Origin of the sequence: Streptosporangium sp. H16 (assembly GCF_051918855.1) — a bacterium.
In the GTDB taxonomy this organism is placed as follows: domain Bacteria; phylum Actinomycetota; class Actinomycetes; order Streptosporangiales; family Streptosporangiaceae; genus Streptosporangium.
This window is the reverse complement of sequence record NZ_JBPXMD010000015.1, coordinates 1-14,200: the sequence shown is the minus strand read 5'-3', so window position 1 is coordinate 14,200 and position 14,200 is coordinate 1. Positions and strand designations below refer to the sequence as shown.

Sequence of the window (14,200 nt, the reverse complement as noted above, 5' to 3'; positions counted from 1 at the left end):
GGCGGGACCCCCCCCCGGCCGTCGTCGTCACCCACGCACACGAGCGAGAAGAGCCGTACATGGACGACGAAGAGATCTTTTCCTGGACAGTGGACGAACGGCTCGGCTTCGCCGCCCTGCTCGACGAGCTCGACGACCACGAATGGGCGGTGGCCTCCCTGTGCCCAGGCTGGACGGTGCACGACGTGGCCGCTCACATGACGCTGTCCACGCACACCCTGTTCCTCGACACGCTCAGGGGCGTGATCCGGACGCGTGGCGACATCAACCGGGTCTTCGCCGACCAGGCGTGGGACCGGGCGGCCAGGTTCGGGCCCGCGGAGCTCGTCGCGCAGCTCCGCGAGACGGCCGGCTCACGGCGCCGCGGGCTCGGCTCCCGTCCGCTGGACACGCTCGTCGACGTGCTGGTGCACGGGCAGGACGTCGCGCGCCCGCTCGGGCGCGTGCGGGAGATGCCCGCCGAACGGGCGGTCGCGGGGCTCGGCCGCGTCCTGGGGACCGGTTTCTACGGCGCCCCCAAGCGTCTGCGCGGCACGAGACTGGTCGCCACCGACCTGGACTGGTCGGCGGGCGAGGGCCCGGACGAGGTCCGGGGCCCGGCGGGCGATCTCCTCCTGCTGGCGACCGGGCGGGCCGCGGGGCTCGCGGGCCTGTCCGGTCCGGGTGTCGAGCGGGTGGCGGCCGCTCTGTAGGCGAAAGCTCTGTTGACGGGGGCGCGCCGGGGCGCGCCGGGGGTCGCCGGGGGTCGCCGGGGGTCACGGCCGGGAGGGCTCGGTCCAAGGAGGCGCGAGGAGTGAGCGAGCGCGGCAATCCCTGGGCCGTCATGGCGACACTCTGCGTCGGGCCCTTCATCACCGTCCTGGACACCACGATCGTCGACATCGCCATCCCCGGCATCCTCACGGACCTGGACGCGACGATCACCGAGGCCCTGTGAGTGATGAGCGCCTACATCCTCGTGGTGGCCGCGCCGGTGATCACGGCGGGCCGGATGGGCGACATTGTTGGACCGCGCGTCGTCTTCATCGCGGGCATGATCCTTTTTACCGTCGCGTCGGCACTGTGCGGGGCCGCCGGGGAACCCTGGCAGCTCATCGCCGCCCGCGCCGCGCAGGGCGCCGGCGCCGCGCTGATCACCCCGCAGACCCTCACCATCCTGACGGCGGTCTTCCCGCCCGACAGGCGCGGCCTGCCCAGCGCGGTGTGGGGCGTCACGGCCGGGCCGGCCGGACTGGCCGGTCCGACACTCGGCGGGCTCCTCGTCGCGGAGGGCGGCTGGCGCTGGATCTTCCACGTCAACGTGCCGATCGGAATCGTCACCGTCATCGTGGCGTTCGTCCTCATTCCCGGCACACGCCCGGGCGGGCGTCCCCACCTGGATCTCACCGGGGCGCTCCTGGCGACCGCCGCGCTCGGCGCGATCACCTACGGACTCCTCGAAGGCGACCGGTACCGCGCTCGCCATGTCGATCCTGTCTCCTTCCGTGGCCCTGCCGGGGCTGGTCTCACCGCGGCCTCCCCCGGGCGCGGTCCCGGCTGACAGGCTCGACCCCATGAGCGCATTCACCGACGGCGAAATCGCGTACCTGACCAGCCGGCCGCTGGGACGCCTCGCCACGGTCGGCCGCGATGGCAGACCGGCGGTCAGGCCGGTGGGGGTCATCTACGATCCCGAGGCCGGGGCGATCGTGATCGGTGGGGTCGCCGGTTCCGGCATGGCGGGAAGCAAGAAGTTCCGTGACGCGTGGCACCACCCGGACGTGTCGTTCGTCGTCGACGACCTCGCGGCCGTGGACCCGTGGACACCGCGCGGGATCGAGATCAGGGGGTACGCGGAGACGTACGCCGAGGGCGGGGAGCAGGTGGGCGAGCGGCTCGACGCGCCGTTCCCCTTCGACCCCGCGTGGATCCTGATCCGCCCGCGGCGGATCCTGACGTGGGGCATCGGCAACGGCTCCTTCGAGATGTCGGCACGCGAGGTGGCCTGAAGCGGCCCTGCCCGGAGCCGCACGGAGCCGGGCCGGGGCTTCCCGGAGCGGCACGGTCCGGGAAGCCCCGGCCCGGTTCCGGCGGGACCCCGAGGCCACGGGGCCTCCGAGCGCGGCCTCCACGACTAACCGACCACCGACCACAGGAAAGGACCTTCCTTGCGTTACCGACCACTGGGCCGGACCGGGCTGCGGGTGTCCGAGCTGTTCTTCGGCGCGATGACCTTCTACGAGCGCGGCGGCTCCGACGTGCCGCAGGAGTACCGGGCCATGCTCGACACCTACGCCGACGCCGGGGGCAACGTCATCGACACCGCCTCGGCGTACGGCGAGAGCGAGGAGATCCTCGGCGAGCTCCTCACCGGCCGCCGCGACCGCTTCGTCGTCGCCACCAAGTACACGCTCTCCCGCGACCGCGACGACCCGAACGCCGCCGGCAACCACCGCAAGAACCTCACCCTGTCGCTGGAACGCAGCCTGCGGCGGTTGCGGACCGACCACATCGATCTGCACTGGGTGCACATCTGGGACCGCCACACCCCGGTGGAGGAGACGATGCGGGCGCTGGACGACGCCGTGCGCGCCGGGAAGATCCTCTATGTGGGCATCTCCAACGCCCCGGCGTGGCTGATCAGCCGCGCCAACACGCTGGCGGAGTGGCGGGACTGGACGCCGTTCGCGGGCCTGCAGGTGCCGTACAACCTGCTCAGGCGCGACGTCGAGCGGGAGCTGCTGCCGATGGCCGAGGCGTTCGGGATGAGCGTGGCCGCGTGGGGGCCGCTCGCCGGCGGCGTGCTGTCGGGGAAGTTCACCGGCCAGGCGTCCGCGGAGGGGGCCACCCGGGTCGATCCCGGCTCCCTCACCGCGCGGGACCACGCGACCGCGGGTGCCGTACGGGAGGTCGCGGGCGACCTGGGCGTCACGGCGGCCCAGGTGGCGATCGCCTGGACCCGCACCCGCTTCGCCGCCGTCCACCCGATCGTCGGCGCGAGAGACGTCGAGCAGCTCACCGAGAACCTGGGCGCGATCGACGTCGCCCTCCCCGAGGAGGCGGTCCGGCGCCTGGAGTCGGCGACGGGGTTCGAGGTGGGATTCCCCGGTGACTTCATCGCCGAGTGCGAGGCCGACCCGTGGGTGTTCGGCGAGGCGCCCACGCAGCCCCGCGTCCGCTCACAGGTCTCCGGGCCATAGGTCTCCGGGGATCCTGGCCCGCCTGGCCGTCGGCAACCGGGCGGCGGTGGCCGTGGTGGCCCACGAGGCCGGAATCGTCCCCGCCCGGGCGCCCGAGCAGCGGTGATACCAGCCGCGCCACCGGCGGCGTGAACGCGAGCAGCACCGGCACCACCACGGTGGCGGCGAGGATCGCGCCGGCGAGCACGTCGTGCGGGTAGTGAACCCCACCGCCACCCGCAGCAGCGCCGCCGCCCCGGCCAGCGGCAGGGTCACCGCGGCGAGGCCACCGCACCAGGACGAGCAGCAGCCCGAGGACCACGCCGAGCCCAGCAGCCGACGACCGAAATCGTGCCAAGAGCCAGTTCTCATAGCCCCTGACCGTAGGAACGGCGGCAGCCGGACACCTGAGTCGAACGGCAAGGCCGGGCCTGGACGAACGTCAGGGTTGACATCCCGCGGCCACCATGTCCAAAGCCGCGTCCAAAGCCGCTGTCGTCCTCGACGGCCGCCCCGGCGCGGCCGCTCCCGCGGCAACGGCGAGTACGTGCGTCATCATGTCCGCCACGACGTACGGCGGGTGGGTTCGGTTCGGCCCGGCGGGGTTTCCCGTCTCCGGTCCCGAGGTCCGGCGAACGCCACGACGAGTTCCAGCCCGCCCCCCGGGTTGGAACTCGCCCGTATGCCGGCCCCGTGCGCCTTCGCGATCGACGCGACGATCGACAACCCGAGCCCGGCGCCCTGCTCCCGGGTCGTGTGCAGGCGCCGGAAGGGCTCGAAGAGGTCGCCGAAACGTTCCTCCGGCACCTCGGGGCCGGTGTTCCTGACGGTCAGGACCCCGTCGGCGAGCGTGACCTCGACGGTTCCGCCGGGACGGTTGTGGCGGACCGCGTTGTCGACGAGGTTGGTGACGAGCCGGTTCAGCAGGATCGGATCGCCGTGGACGACGAACGGCTCCGTCCGTGCCGTCACGGTGATGTCGCCGGAGCCCTCTTCGGCCAGGACGAGGCGTACCACCTGGTCCAGGGCCACCGGTCTCAGCCTTTCCAGGCCGTGTTCCGCCTGGGCGAGGACCAGCAGGGCGTCGATGAGGTTCTCGGTGCGGCGGTTGTGGAACAGGAGCTTGTCGCGGATCTCGCCGACGTCCTCGGGAAGGCCGATCTCGATCGCCGCCCGCTGGACGGCCAGCGGGGTGCGCAGCTCGTGGGAGGCGTTCGCGACGAACCGCCGCTGCCCCTCGACCGAGCGTTCGAGCCGGTCGAGCATCGCGTCGAACGTGTCGGCCAGTTCCTTCAGCTCGTCCTTCGGCCCGGTGAGCGCGATCCGCTCGTGCAGGTTCGACAGGGACAGCCGCCGCGCGGTGGCGGTGATCCGGTGGACGGGCCGCAGGATACGCCCGGCGACCAGCCATCCGACGACCACCGACACCACCGCCAGGATCCCGACCGTCAGCGCGGTCACCTCCCACTGGTAGCCGATGACGTCGTCCACCAGGTCGGGCAGCGGCACCGGCATCGGCCGATCCGCCGGCATCCCCGGCACCGGTGCCACCGGCGCGGGGGGCGGCGGCACCGGGAACCGTGCGATCCGCGTGCGCAGCGTCTGGCCCAGCAGCAGGTTGACCGTGACGAGCAGGATGATCGAGGTCAGCAGGAACAGCCCGGAGTAGGCCAGCGTGAGCCGTACCCGGACCGTCGTCACAGCAGGTACCCCGCGCCGGGAATCGTCTGGACGCACGGCGGGTCGCCCAGTTTCGCCCGCAGGCGGCTGACCACGACCCGCACCACCGTCGTGAACGGGTCGGCGTTCTCGTCCCAGGCCTCCTCGAGCAGCCGTTCGGAGCTCACGACCGCGCCGTCCGCCCTCATCAGCACCTCCAGGACGGCGAACTCCTTGAGCGACAGGTGCAGGTGCCGCCCGTCCCGCGACGCCTGGAGCCGGTGGGTGTCGAGCACGATCCCGTGCCGCGCCAGCACCGGCGGTACCGGCGACCGGCTGCGCCGCCCCAGCGCCTTCACCCGCGCGACCAGCTCGGCGTAGTCGAACGGTTTGGGCAGGTAGTCGTCGGCGCCCATCCCGAGACCCTCCACCCGCTCGGGCACCGACGCCGCCGCCGTCATCATCAGGATCCGCGTACGGCTCCCGCGCGCCACCAGCTCACCGCACACGAGGTCGCCGTGCAGCCTGGGCAGGTCCCGGTCCAGCACGAGGACGTCGTAGTCGTGCAGCGCCAGCCGTTCGGCCGCCGCGGCACCGTCGTACACCACGTCGACGGCCATGGCGTGGCGGCGCAGTCCCATCGCCACGAGATCGGCCAGGTCACGTTCGTCTTCGGCCACCAGAACCCGCATGCCGACGTTCTTACTCGAACGGGGGTAACAGCGGCGTTAACCGATCCGTTCACCGCCGCGAAACCCGCTTCCGGCCACGCTGACGTTCATGATCAGAACCCTCTGCGCGGCCGTCCTGGTGACGGCCTGCTCCCTGTCCGCGCCCGCCCCGGCATTCGCGGCCGACCCGTCGCCCCGGCCGAAGTCCTCGTCCTCACCGGCCGCCCCGGACGGGGACTGCGCGCCCGCCACGGCTCCGCCGCCGGAATCGGCGCCGCCGACCTCGGTGAACACGCTCCGGCAGGCGTACTTCTGCGTGCTGGACAACTACTACGGCGGCCCCGCCCTGGATTCGAGAGAGCTGCTGAAGAACGCCCTGGCCGCCTACACCCAGGACCTGATGCGGCGCGGCGCCGACCGGGCCGATCTCCAGCTGCCCGCGCTGACCGGCGGCCGCGACACCGACTAGGCCGCCTTCGCGAAGGTCCTGGGCACGGGTGACCCCGCGGCGCTGCGCGCCGCGATCACCGGCATGGTCGCCGGGCTGCACGACAACCACGCCCGCTGGGAGAGGCCGTCCCCGCCGCCGGAGGGCGGTCCCGTCGGGACGGGCATCGCGGGCGCCTCCGCCGTTCGGGGCCGGGAACTCGACCCGGCGGCCCGGCCGCCGCTGTTCATCACCCGCGTCCTGCCCGGCAGCCCCGCCGACAAGGCCGGTGTCAGGCCCGGCGACATCGTGGTCGAGGCCAACGGAATGCCGCCGTTCGTCGGGGAGAAGGTGAACCAGAGCTTCATCGACGCCATCGCCTCCGGCGCGGTACGGATCACCCTCAAGCGCCCCACGACGGGACGGACGCGCACCATCGACCTCAAGGAGGGACCGATCACCCGGCAGCCTCCGGCGGTGATGTCGAAGAGGCTTCCCGGCGGCGTCGCGTACGTCCAGCTGCCCGGATTCCACGAGGGCGCCGCCGACCAGGTCATCGCCAAGCTGGGGGGCAGGCCGAAGGCGGTCGTCCTCGACCTGCGCGGCAACGGCGGCGGATCGCCTCGCGAGGTGACGCGGCTGCTCGGCGCGTTCGCGCACGGCAAGGTCACCAGCTACTTCTGCCCGCCCAAGGGCGACTGCGTGCCCAACAGGACCGACGACAGCGTTCCGCTGCTCGGCCTGCGCCTGGTCGTCCTCACCGACCGCGGGTGCGCCTCGGCCTGCGAGGACTTCAGCGCGGCCGTCAGGGGCAACGGCCTGGGCACTCTCGTGGGGATCCGTACCGCCGGAGCTGTCTCCGGTCCCGCCGCCGCGTTCCTCCTCGACGACGGCAGCGTCCTGCTGCTGCCCAGGGTCCGGCACCTCGGCCCCGACCGCGAGATCATCGACACGATCGGCGTGCCGGTCGACCACCACGCTCCCCTGACCGCCCTCGACCTGGCCACCGGGCGCGACCCGGGCGTGGCCAAGGCGCTCTCGCTCCTGTAGTCCGGTGGTCCGCGGGCGCCCGCGGACCACCCTCACGGCGGTTCTCGCCGGGTCCGTTCCGACGGACCGAGATCCGCCCGCCCTCTGGAGGTGCGCGCGAGGCCGCGCGCACCCGAGACGACGGCCTGGCCACCCCTGACGGCACGGCGCGCGGCGCGCGACGCACCACATGGCACGGTGCGCGACGCGGCGCACCGGCGCCGCGCGGGCGCCCTGCCTCCACGGGCGGCGACCGGTCGCCCGCCCTGCCGCCGCACACCACCAAAACGGATATTGCCTACTATTTATACAGGAATTAGGGTGATCCTAACGCGACACGTAGAACGGATCCGGTATGAGTATCGACCGCACAACCTCCCAGGCTCCCGGTCTGCCGGGGGCGCATGTGATCGCCGATGACGCGGAGGCGGTCGCCACGGCCCGCGCGCTGGCGGCCGAGTTCGCGCCCGGCGCCGCCGAACGCGACGCCGGGCGGCTGCTGCCCGTGCCGGTGCCGGACATCTACTTCGGCGGATCCTCCCCGGCCGCCGGCCGGGTCGCGGCCCGCCGGTCGACGTCTGAGAGGTCAGGCTGAGGCGCATGGCGTTTCAAAGCCTTTGGGGGCGCCTTGAGGAGGTTCGCCCCGCGGCGCGGATCAGGTGAGGTGTTCGAGGATCAGTGCGGTGATCTCCCCCGGCCGCTCCATGCTCGGCAGGTGCCCGGCCCACTCCAGGTGCACCGCCGTCACCGAGGCCAGCTCCCGGGCCAGATGGCGGGCCGTCATCTGGAAGTAGGGCAGGTCGTGGGTGCCGCTGACCACCAGCGTGGGCATGGTCACCCTGGACAGGTCGACCTCCCCCTCCAGCTGTGACGGCTCGGGATCGGCGGCGAGCTGGACCTCGAAGGCGTGGCGCTGCATGGCCATCTGCCGGGCGCGGGTCTCCCCGTCGGCCTCGGGGCCGAGCCAGGTGCGGGCGTTGAGCTCGACGGCGGCCTCGACCTCCCCCGTCTCCAGCAGCCGGTCCTCCTCCTCGCCGAACGCGGCGAGGTCGGACGTGGGCTCCAGCCCGCAGCCCGGATTGAGCAGCACCAGCCGGGAGACCAGGGCCGGATGGGCGGTGGCCACCTCCAGCGCGACCCGGCCCCCGTAGGAGGAGCCGACCAGCGCGGCCCGCTCCACCGCGAGCGCGGCGAGCAGGTCCGCCACGTCACCGGAGTCGAAGTAGGGGATCTCGGAGGCGTACGGCGTGCGGCCGTGACCTCGTAAGTCTGGCCGGATCACCCGGAAGCGGGCGGTCAGCGCCTCCCACTGCGGGTCCCACATCCGCGAGTCGGCGGCACTGGAGTGCAGCAGCACCACCGGCTCGCCCACTCCCCCGTCGTCGTGGGCGAGCGTCATCGGACCGCCGGAGAACGAGCATCGCCCGAGGCGAGAAGGAACATCCCGCCATCGTCGCGGCCGCCCCCCGGCGTCCGCAATCGATTAACCACGGACACGGCCCGCGCCACCGGGCGCCGGAGCACGCGAGACAGGCCGGCGTCAACCTGAGGCCGTGCCCGTGCCGTACAGCGCGGCGAGGCCGGCGACGGTGGCGGCCATCTGCTCGCGCAGCTCGGGCGGCTCCAGCACCTCGATGTCGGCGCCCAGGCGCAGCAGCTGCCAGTGGGCGTGCCGGGTGGACTCGGTCGGCAGGCGCAGCACGACCCAGCCGTGCTCGTCGGGCGGCCCCGCCTCGGCGAGCGCGGCCTCGGCGACCTCGGCGCCCACCGTGTGACTCAGCATCCCCTCGGTGCCGGGCGCCATCCGCACCACGGCCTCGCCGGTGTGCATCCGCTCGCGGAAGTCGGCGGCGTACTCCCGCCAGAAGACGGGCAGGTCGAAGTCGGCGGGACGCTCGAAGTGCCCCGGCGCGAGTTCGGCGCTTATGATCCGCGACACCCGGTAGGTGCGCGGCCCTCCCTCTCCGGCGACCGCCACCATGTACCACGCCCCGCCCTTGAGGACCAGCCCGTACGGGTGGGCCAGCCGCTCGACGTCGCGGGGGCCCCAGCGCCGGTAGGTCATCCGCAGCGGCCGCTGCTCCCACACCGCTTCGGAGACCTCCCCGAGGAAGGGGGCCGGGTCGGCGTCGCGGTACCAGCCGGGGACGTCCAGGTGGAAGCGCTCGCGCATCCGGGCGGCGTGGAAGCGCGGCTCGGGAGGAAGCGCGGCGAGCATCTTCAGCTCGGCGTTGGCCGCGACCTCGGCCAGCCCCAGGTCGGCGGCGGGACCGGGCAGCCCGGCCAGGAACAGCGAGGACGCCTCCGCGGCGGTCAGGCCGTTGAGCCGGGTGCGGTAGCCGTCCAGCAGGCGGTATCCGCCGGCGGGGCCCCGGTCGGCGTAGACCGGCACCCCGGCCGACGACAGCGCCTCCACGTCGCGGTAGACCGTGCGGACGGAGACCTCCAGCTCCCCGGCCAGCTCGGTGGCCGTCATCCGCTCCCGGGTCTGCAGGAGCAGCAGGAGTGAGAGCAGACGACTCGCGCGCATGACGGCCATTGTCCCGCACGTTTGCCAACCTCACATCACCCATGTTCAAATGAACATGTGGAAAGCAACAATCGCATTCGCGCGATCATGTCGGCGCTGCGGGCCAGCGACGCGGTCTCGGTCGCGGAGTTGGCGGTCGAGCACGCCGTGTCGGAGATGACCATCCGCCGCGACCTCGACGAGCTCGCCCAGCAGGGCGTGGTCAGGCGGGTCAGGGGCGGCGCGGTGAGCCTGCTGCTGCGCGGGGACGAGCCGCCCTTCGGGGTGCGCGAGCGCGAGGCCGTGGAGGCCAAGCGGCGGATCGCCGCCGAGGTCGCGGCCCTGCTCGCCGACGGGGAGGCCGTGCTGCTCGACAGCGGCACCACCTCCCTGGAGATCGCGCGCGTGATCCGCGACCGCCGCCTGACGGTCCTGCCGCTCTGCCTGCAGTCGGCCACCGAGCTCAGCACGGCCTCCCGGATCCGCCTGGTGCTCCCCGGAGGCGAGGTCCGCCCCGGCGAGCTGAACTTCGCCGGCCCGCTGACCGAGAACGCCATCCGGTCCCTGCGCTTCGACACCGCGGTCATCGGCTGCTGCGGCCTGTCCGCCGAGCACGGCCTCACCGCCCACGACCTCTCCGAGGTCGCCGTCAAACAGGCGGCGATCGCCTCCGCCCGGCGCGTGATCGTGGCCACCGACTCCGGCAAGTTCACCCGCACCGCGTTCGGCGCGGTCTGCCCGCTGGACCGCCTCGACATGGTCGTCACCGACACCGCACTGCCCCCCGCCGAGCACGACGCCATGATCGCGGCAGGCGTCGTCGTCCGCACCGTCTGAGTCACACCCCCTGGTTCGCGGCGTCCGAGCGCGGTGTCCGGCCGGAATCCTCCCCGCGATCATGCCGGACGCGCGAGGTTCGCCCGCCCTCTCCGATCCGCCCCTTCTGACTGGAGTCCTCCCCCATGCACGTCGCCCCCCTCGACCGGGCCGCGCTGCTACGCGGCCGGGTGGCGGTCTACCTGCTCTTCCTGCTCTCGGGCATGTCCATCGGCACCTGGACGGCACGCATCCCGTCGATCAAGCAGGGGCTGGGGCTGAGCGAGGGCGAGCTCAGCCTCGGGCTGCTCGGCATCGCCGCCGGGGCGATCGCCGGCATGCAGGTGGTCGGCCGCCTGGTCGACCGCCACGGCAGCGTCAAGGTGATGCTGCCGATGGCCTTCGCCCAGGCCCTCGCGCTGATCCTGCCCGCCTTCGTGCCGAACCTGGCCGTCCTGGCCGTCGCGCTGTTCGTCTTCGGGGCGGTGCACGGCACGCTGGACGTGGCGATGAACGCCAACGCCGTCGAGATCGAGCAGGCCACCGGCCGTCCGATCATGTCGTCCTTCCACGCCGTGTTCAGCATCGGCGGCTTCCTCGGCGCCGCCGCCGGAGGGCTGCTCGCCCAGGCCGGTCTCAGCCCGGGGGCGACGTTCACCGCGGTCGCCGCCGTGATCGTCGCGCTCGCGCTCTGGGCCGCCCGCTGGGCGCTGTCCCTGACCGCGCACCCCGCTCCCACCGGGACCGGGCCGGCGACCGGCGGGGGCGGCGGGGGCAGGGGAATGCTACTGCTGGGCGTCCTGGCCTTCTGCTGCATGCTCGGCGAAGGGGCCACGGCCGACTGGAGCTCGGTCTACCTGAGCGAGAGCCTCAACAGCTCCGACGGGTTCGCCGCCGCCGCCTACGCCGCCTTCTCGATCATGATGACCGCGGGCCGCCTCGCCGGCGACAGGCTGGCCACCCTGCTGGGGCCGGTCAATCTGGTGCGCGCGTGCGGGGCGCTGGCCGCCTGCGGGCTCGGCCTGGGCCTGCTCGCCGGCCACCAGATCGCCGCGGTGATCGGTTTCGGCTGCTTCGGGGCCGGCCTGTCCTGCATCGTCCCGCAGGTCTTCTCCGCGGCAGGCCGGCGCGACCCGGCCCGGGCCGGGAAGGCACTGGCCCGGGTGGCGAGCCTAGGCTACGTGGGATTCCTCAGCGGACCCGTGCTGATCGGTGGCGCCGCCGAGCTGATCGGCCTGCCCCGCGCGCTGGCCATCCCCGCCCTGCTGGCCCTTTTCGTCGCCCTGGCGGCCGGCGCGCTCAGGACCCCGCCCTTTACAAAGTAGATCAATAGACCACGATCTCGGGACGGCAGGAGGGAGACGATGCCCAGGATCGGGTGCCGTTAACGGCTGTGTCACCAGCCCCAAATGCGGATGATCATGCTTGATGCTGCGGCGTGTAATGGCCTATCCGCTGTAGTGGATCACCTGCCATGGAGCGCACGCCGTTAGGCGTTCATGCGAAAACGGCCCTGCCGTTGAAGGGGATCCCCGCCGGGACGGTCACTTTCCCCGGCGAGGGATCCCAAAGGTGTCTCAGAGCTCTGAAAAGGGGATCAGCTCCTGGTCCAGCGCTGGTTGGTACCGCCATGGCAGGTCCAGATGTGCACCTTGGTGCCGTTGGCGGTGCCGTAGCCGGAGACGTCCAGGCACTTGCCGCTGCCGATCGCGGTGATGCTGCCGTCGGCGTTCAGGCGCCACTTCTGGTTGTTCTGGCCGTTGCAGTCCCAGATGATCACCGCGGTGCCGTCGGCGGTCCCGCCGCCGTTGACGTCCAGGCACTTGTTGCCGTAGACCCGCAGCTCACTGGAGCCGGTGGAGGTCCACTGCTGGTTGGCCTGCCCGTTGCAGTCCCAGATCTGGGCCAGCGCGCCGTTGGCCTGGGAGGCGCCGTTGACGTCCAGGCACCGGTTCGACCCCCCACCCCGCAGAGCACTCGTGCTCCCCGGCGTCGGAGAGGGCGAGGGCGACGGGGTGATCGAGGGGGTCGGTGTCGGCGTCGGGTTCGTGCCCCCGAACTGCGAGAAGAAGTTGTACACCACCGGCCCGGTCCAGGACCTCTCGTGGGGGTTGTAGTCGCCGGCGGACCCGTCCCAGGGACCAGGGGTGTGACCTGCGTCGAAAGCGGCCCATGCGACCGGATACCCGGCCCGGCACCCCGAGTAGTAGGTGACGGTGTGCGTCAGGCTGCCCTGCGCCGGCTCCGGCGGATTCTGGGCGGTGCAGCCGTTGTTCCTGACGAACCTGTCACGCAGCGACCGGCCCGCGGAGATATTGAGCACCGGGTCCCTGAGGCCGTGCAGGCCGATGTACCCGATGGGATCGTTGCCGCCGCTACATCCGCTGAGCTGCCCGCCCGCGTAGACCGCGACCGCGCGGAAGGTCGTCGCCCGGGCACACGCGAGCGCGTAGCTCATGCCGCCGCCGTAGCTGAAGCCCATGGCGAAGCGCTGGGAGGTGTCGACACACAGGTCCGCGTCGATCCGCCGGATGATGTCGTCGATGAAGGTGACGTCCTCACCGCCGGAGTTGGCCCAGCCGTTGTTGAAGCCCTGGGGCGCGACGAAGATCGCGTTGCTGTTCGACAGCGCCCTCTGCCCGTAGTAGGACCAGGGGTACCCGCTGGTTCCGCCCGAGTCGACGTCGTTGGCGCTGCCGCCGTTCCAGTGGAACCCGAAGAACACCCGGTAGGGGGTGGTGTTGTTGTAGTTGTCGGGAAGCCTGAGGATGTAGCTGCGATTCTTCCCGCTGGTCGTAATTGACTGCGAACCGCTTCTCAGCGTCGGAGTCTTGCCGCACCCCGCGGTGGGCGCGAGGGCGCCGGCACCCGTGGACGACGTGGTTCCGCCGAGGCTGTTGCTCAGCGCCGCGTGACCCGTGGACAGGACGAGAAGTGCCGCGACCGCGATCGCTCCGAAGAGGGATCTGTTCATCGACATCACGCGGCTCCCTCTGCGGTTCGAATATCGACACGTCTGGATGGGGACACCACTTGGTTCTCCTTCATTGGGGGGTGGGAACCTCAGCCGGCCGGTGTGGCGGCTCAACGCCATTTCGTTGGTCTCCGCGCTGAACACCACGTCCGGCCGGTTCTTACCGGTGTTGCCGAACAACCGCGTCCTGGTTCGAGGCGGTCGGAACCGCTCGCGTCACCGTCGTGGACGACGATGTCCGGCCTGGCCTCCGTGGCTTCGGCCGGTCCGGCTCAGCCGTGAGCCGCCCGGTGAAGTTCACCTACGCAATCGGCTTGCCGTCGCTGATCCGCGTGGCCATCCTGAAGCCGCCCTCATGGCGGTGGCACGGCCGGCGAGTACCGTCCCGCACTCAGCGCCGGCAGCCGGTAACTCCAGCGTCGGTCGCGTTCGCGTAGCTCGTTCCGATCGCTCACATGATTCTCCAGACATACCGCGGTGTCCGGCGAATGGCACCACGAGGGGGGTGTGATCTGAGGGACTGCGTGAGTCGAGACGGCCAGGCCACGACGCACGACCGCCGCGGAGTGCCCCACTCCAGATGCGGTTCAGCCGAGGAGACCTCCAACAGGAGGCGTCCCGGAGACTTAGCTACTAATTACGTTCCTCACGCTGAGGCGCGTCAAGACCTTAAGCCCACTTATTTCTGACTCCTCACAAGCGCACCATTGTCAGAGTGGGAACTCTTCCGAGTATAAGTGCAGCTAGACGGCTTTATCTTTCCCTCCGCCGGTTCAAGGATCCGGTAGCTCGTCAAATGTGTAGCATTCAATGCCGGGCGGAAAGCAAGGATTGATGCTGATCCGGGCCCCGGTTGGTCGTACTCTCGGGGGCGGTGGCGGGGAGGGAGCGGCGTGGTCGATATTCCGCGTGCGGAAGGCGTGTACCGGCCGGGCTACGAGGTGGCCGCGGAGCAGG

General features: G+C 71.7%; 16 protein-coding genes. 10 read left to right on the top strand and 6 right to left on the bottom strand.

Annotation, left to right across the window (positions count from 1 at the left end; translation table 11 throughout):
• Positions 1-59: 59 nt before the first annotated feature.
• The 5 genes from ACTOQ2_RS24245 (at position 60) to ACTOQ2_RS24225 (ending at position 3,179) form a co-directional block, all read left to right on the top strand.
• The gene (locus ACTOQ2_RS24245) at positions 60-692 is read left to right on the top strand and encodes a maleylpyruvate isomerase family mycothiol-dependent enzyme (RefSeq protein WP_440102420.1); all 633 of its coding nucleotides are present in this window, start codon (positions 60-62) and stop codon (positions 690-692) included.
• Positions 693-793: 101 nt separating this feature from the next.
• Complete coding sequence (locus ACTOQ2_RS24240) at positions 794-937, top strand: hypothetical protein (RefSeq protein WP_440102418.1); 144 nt, start codon at positions 794-796, stop codon at positions 935-937.
• Positions 938-940: 3 nt separating this feature from the next.
• Entirely contained in the window at positions 941-1,540 is a 600-nt protein-coding gene (locus tag ACTOQ2_RS24235) for an MFS transporter (RefSeq protein ID WP_440102416.1), read from the top strand.
• Between the two features lie 13 nt (positions 1,541-1,553).
• The gene (locus ACTOQ2_RS24230) at positions 1,554-1,988 is read left to right on the top strand and encodes a PPOX class F420-dependent oxidoreductase (protein ID WP_440102414.1); all 435 of its coding nucleotides are present in this window, start codon (positions 1,554-1,556) and stop codon (positions 1,986-1,988) included.
• A gap of 159 nt (positions 1,989-2,147) precedes the next feature.
• Positions 2,148-3,179, top strand: coding sequence for an aldo/keto reductase (locus tag ACTOQ2_RS24225; protein WP_440102412.1), 1,032 nt, complete (start codon positions 2,148-2,150; stop codon positions 3,177-3,179).
• Here the strand turns inward: ACTOQ2_RS24225 and ACTOQ2_RS24220 are convergent.
• The 3 genes from ACTOQ2_RS24220 to ACTOQ2_RS24210 all read right to left on the bottom strand — a co-directional run bounded on the left by ACTOQ2_RS24220 (position 3,159) and on the right by ACTOQ2_RS24210 (position 5,509).
• Complete coding sequence (locus ACTOQ2_RS24220; RefSeq protein WP_440102410.1) at positions 3,159-3,530, bottom strand: hypothetical protein; 372 nt, start codon at positions 3,528-3,530, stop codon at positions 3,159-3,161. The two genes, ACTOQ2_RS24225 and ACTOQ2_RS24220, sit on opposite strands and share 21 nt — an antisense overlap.
• 183 nt (positions 3,531-3,713) lie before the next feature.
• Entirely contained in the window at positions 3,714-4,859 is a 1,146-nt protein-coding gene (locus ACTOQ2_RS24215; protein ID WP_440102408.1) for a sensor histidine kinase, read from the bottom strand.
• On the bottom strand, positions 4,856-5,509 hold the full coding sequence (locus ACTOQ2_RS24210; RefSeq protein ID WP_440066602.1) for a response regulator transcription factor: 654 nt from the start codon (positions 5,507-5,509) through the stop codon (positions 4,856-4,858). The genes ACTOQ2_RS24215 and ACTOQ2_RS24210 overlap by 4 nt, the downstream gene beginning before the upstream one ends.
• Positions 5,510-5,597: 88 nt before the next feature.
• On the opposite strand from ACTOQ2_RS24210, the gene ACTOQ2_RS24205 reads away from it, so the two are divergent.
• From ACTOQ2_RS24205 to ACTOQ2_RS24195, 3 genes are all read left to right on the top strand, one after another.
• Positions 5,598-5,957: a hypothetical protein gene (locus tag ACTOQ2_RS24205; RefSeq protein WP_440102406.1), complete on the top strand. Its 360-nt coding sequence runs from the start codon at positions 5,598-5,600 to the stop codon at positions 5,955-5,957.
• 63 nt (positions 5,958-6,020) lie between these two features.
• Positions 6,021-6,965, top strand: a complete 945-nt coding sequence (locus tag ACTOQ2_RS24200) for a S41 family peptidase (RefSeq protein ID WP_440102404.1) — start codon at positions 6,021-6,023, stop codon at positions 6,963-6,965.
• A gap of 334 nt (positions 6,966-7,299) precedes the next feature.
• Positions 7,300-7,539 carry a hypothetical protein gene (locus ACTOQ2_RS24195; RefSeq protein ID WP_440102402.1) on the top strand — a complete coding sequence of 80 codons (240 nt, stop codon included), beginning with the start codon at positions 7,300-7,302 and terminating at the stop codon, positions 7,537-7,539.
• A gap of 60 nt (positions 7,540-7,599) precedes the next feature.
• Here ACTOQ2_RS24195 and ACTOQ2_RS24190 read toward each other — a convergent pair whose 3' ends face one another.
• Positions 7,600-8,343 (bottom strand): alpha/beta fold hydrolase, encoded by a 744-nt coding sequence (locus ACTOQ2_RS24190; protein WP_440102400.1) that lies wholly within the window; start codon positions 8,341-8,343, stop codon positions 7,600-7,602.
• A 141-nt stretch (positions 8,344-8,484) separates the two neighbouring features.
• The gene (locus ACTOQ2_RS24185; RefSeq protein ID WP_440102398.1) at positions 8,485-9,474 is read right to left on the bottom strand and encodes a helix-turn-helix transcriptional regulator; all 990 of its coding nucleotides are present in this window, start codon (positions 9,472-9,474) and stop codon (positions 8,485-8,487) included.
• A 57-nt stretch (positions 9,475-9,531) separates the two neighbouring features.
• Here ACTOQ2_RS24185 and ACTOQ2_RS24180 point away from each other — a divergent pair, with 57 nt between their 5' ends.
• Together ACTOQ2_RS24180 and ACTOQ2_RS24175 are read left to right on the top strand one after the other, a co-directional pair.
• Positions 9,532-10,290: a DeoR/GlpR family DNA-binding transcription regulator gene (locus tag ACTOQ2_RS24180; protein ID WP_440102396.1), complete on the top strand. Its 759-nt coding sequence runs from the start codon at positions 9,532-9,534 to the stop codon at positions 10,288-10,290.
• Between the two features lie 125 nt (positions 10,291-10,415).
• Complete coding sequence (locus ACTOQ2_RS24175) at positions 10,416-11,594, top strand: MFS transporter (protein WP_440102394.1); 1,179 nt, start codon at positions 10,416-10,418, stop codon at positions 11,592-11,594.
• A gap of 272 nt (positions 11,595-11,866) precedes the next feature.
• Here the strand turns inward: ACTOQ2_RS24175 and ACTOQ2_RS24170 are convergent, their stop codons facing one another.
• Positions 11,867-13,249 carry a lectin gene (locus ACTOQ2_RS24170; protein ID WP_440102392.1) on the bottom strand — a complete coding sequence of 461 codons (1,383 nt, stop codon included), beginning with the start codon at positions 13,247-13,249 and terminating at the stop codon, positions 11,867-11,869.
• Positions 13,250-14,200 lie beyond the last annotated feature (951 nt).

What these genes read in the sequence shown, in the direction of transcription:
- ACTOQ2_RS24220 (WP_440102410.1), bottom strand. Translation starts at nt 3,530, where the DNA reads ATGAGAACTGGCTCTTGGCACGATTTCGGTCGTCGGCTGCTGGGCTCG.
- ACTOQ2_RS24190 (WP_440102400.1), bottom strand. Translation starts at nt 8,343, where the DNA reads ATGACGCTCGCCCACGACGACGGGGGAGTGGGCGAGCCGGTGGTGCTG.
- ACTOQ2_RS24210 (WP_440066602.1), bottom strand. Translation starts at nt 5,509, where the DNA reads ATGCGGGTTCTGGTGGCCGAAGACGAACGTGACCTGGCCGATCTCGTG.
- ACTOQ2_RS24230 (WP_440102414.1), top strand. Translation starts at nt 1,554, where the DNA reads ATGAGCGCATTCACCGACGGCGAAATCGCGTACCTGACCAGCCGGCCG.
- ACTOQ2_RS24175 (WP_440102394.1), top strand. Translation starts at nt 10,416, where the DNA reads ATGCACGTCGCCCCCCTCGACCGGGCCGCGCTGCTACGCGGCCGGGTG.
- ACTOQ2_RS24205 (WP_440102406.1), top strand. Translation starts at nt 5,598, where the DNA reads ATGATCAGAACCCTCTGCGCGGCCGTCCTGGTGACGGCCTGCTCCCTG.
- ACTOQ2_RS24185 (WP_440102398.1), bottom strand. Translation starts at nt 9,474, where the DNA reads ATGCGCGCGAGTCGTCTGCTCTCACTCCTGCTGCTCCTGCAGACCCGG.
- ACTOQ2_RS24170 (WP_440102392.1), bottom strand. Translation starts at nt 13,249, where the DNA reads ATGTCGATGAACAGATCCCTCTTCGGAGCGATCGCGGTCGCGGCACTT.
- ACTOQ2_RS24200 (WP_440102404.1), top strand. Translation starts at nt 6,021, where the DNA reads ATGGTCGCCGGGCTGCACGACAACCACGCCCGCTGGGAGAGGCCGTCC.
- ACTOQ2_RS24245 (WP_440102420.1), top strand. Translation starts at nt 60, where the DNA reads ATGGACGACGAAGAGATCTTTTCCTGGACAGTGGACGAACGGCTCGGC.
- ACTOQ2_RS24195 (WP_440102402.1), top strand. Translation starts at nt 7,300, where the DNA reads ATGAGTATCGACCGCACAACCTCCCAGGCTCCCGGTCTGCCGGGGGCG.
- ACTOQ2_RS24235 (WP_440102416.1), top strand. Translation starts at nt 941, where the DNA reads ATGAGCGCCTACATCCTCGTGGTGGCCGCGCCGGTGATCACGGCGGGC.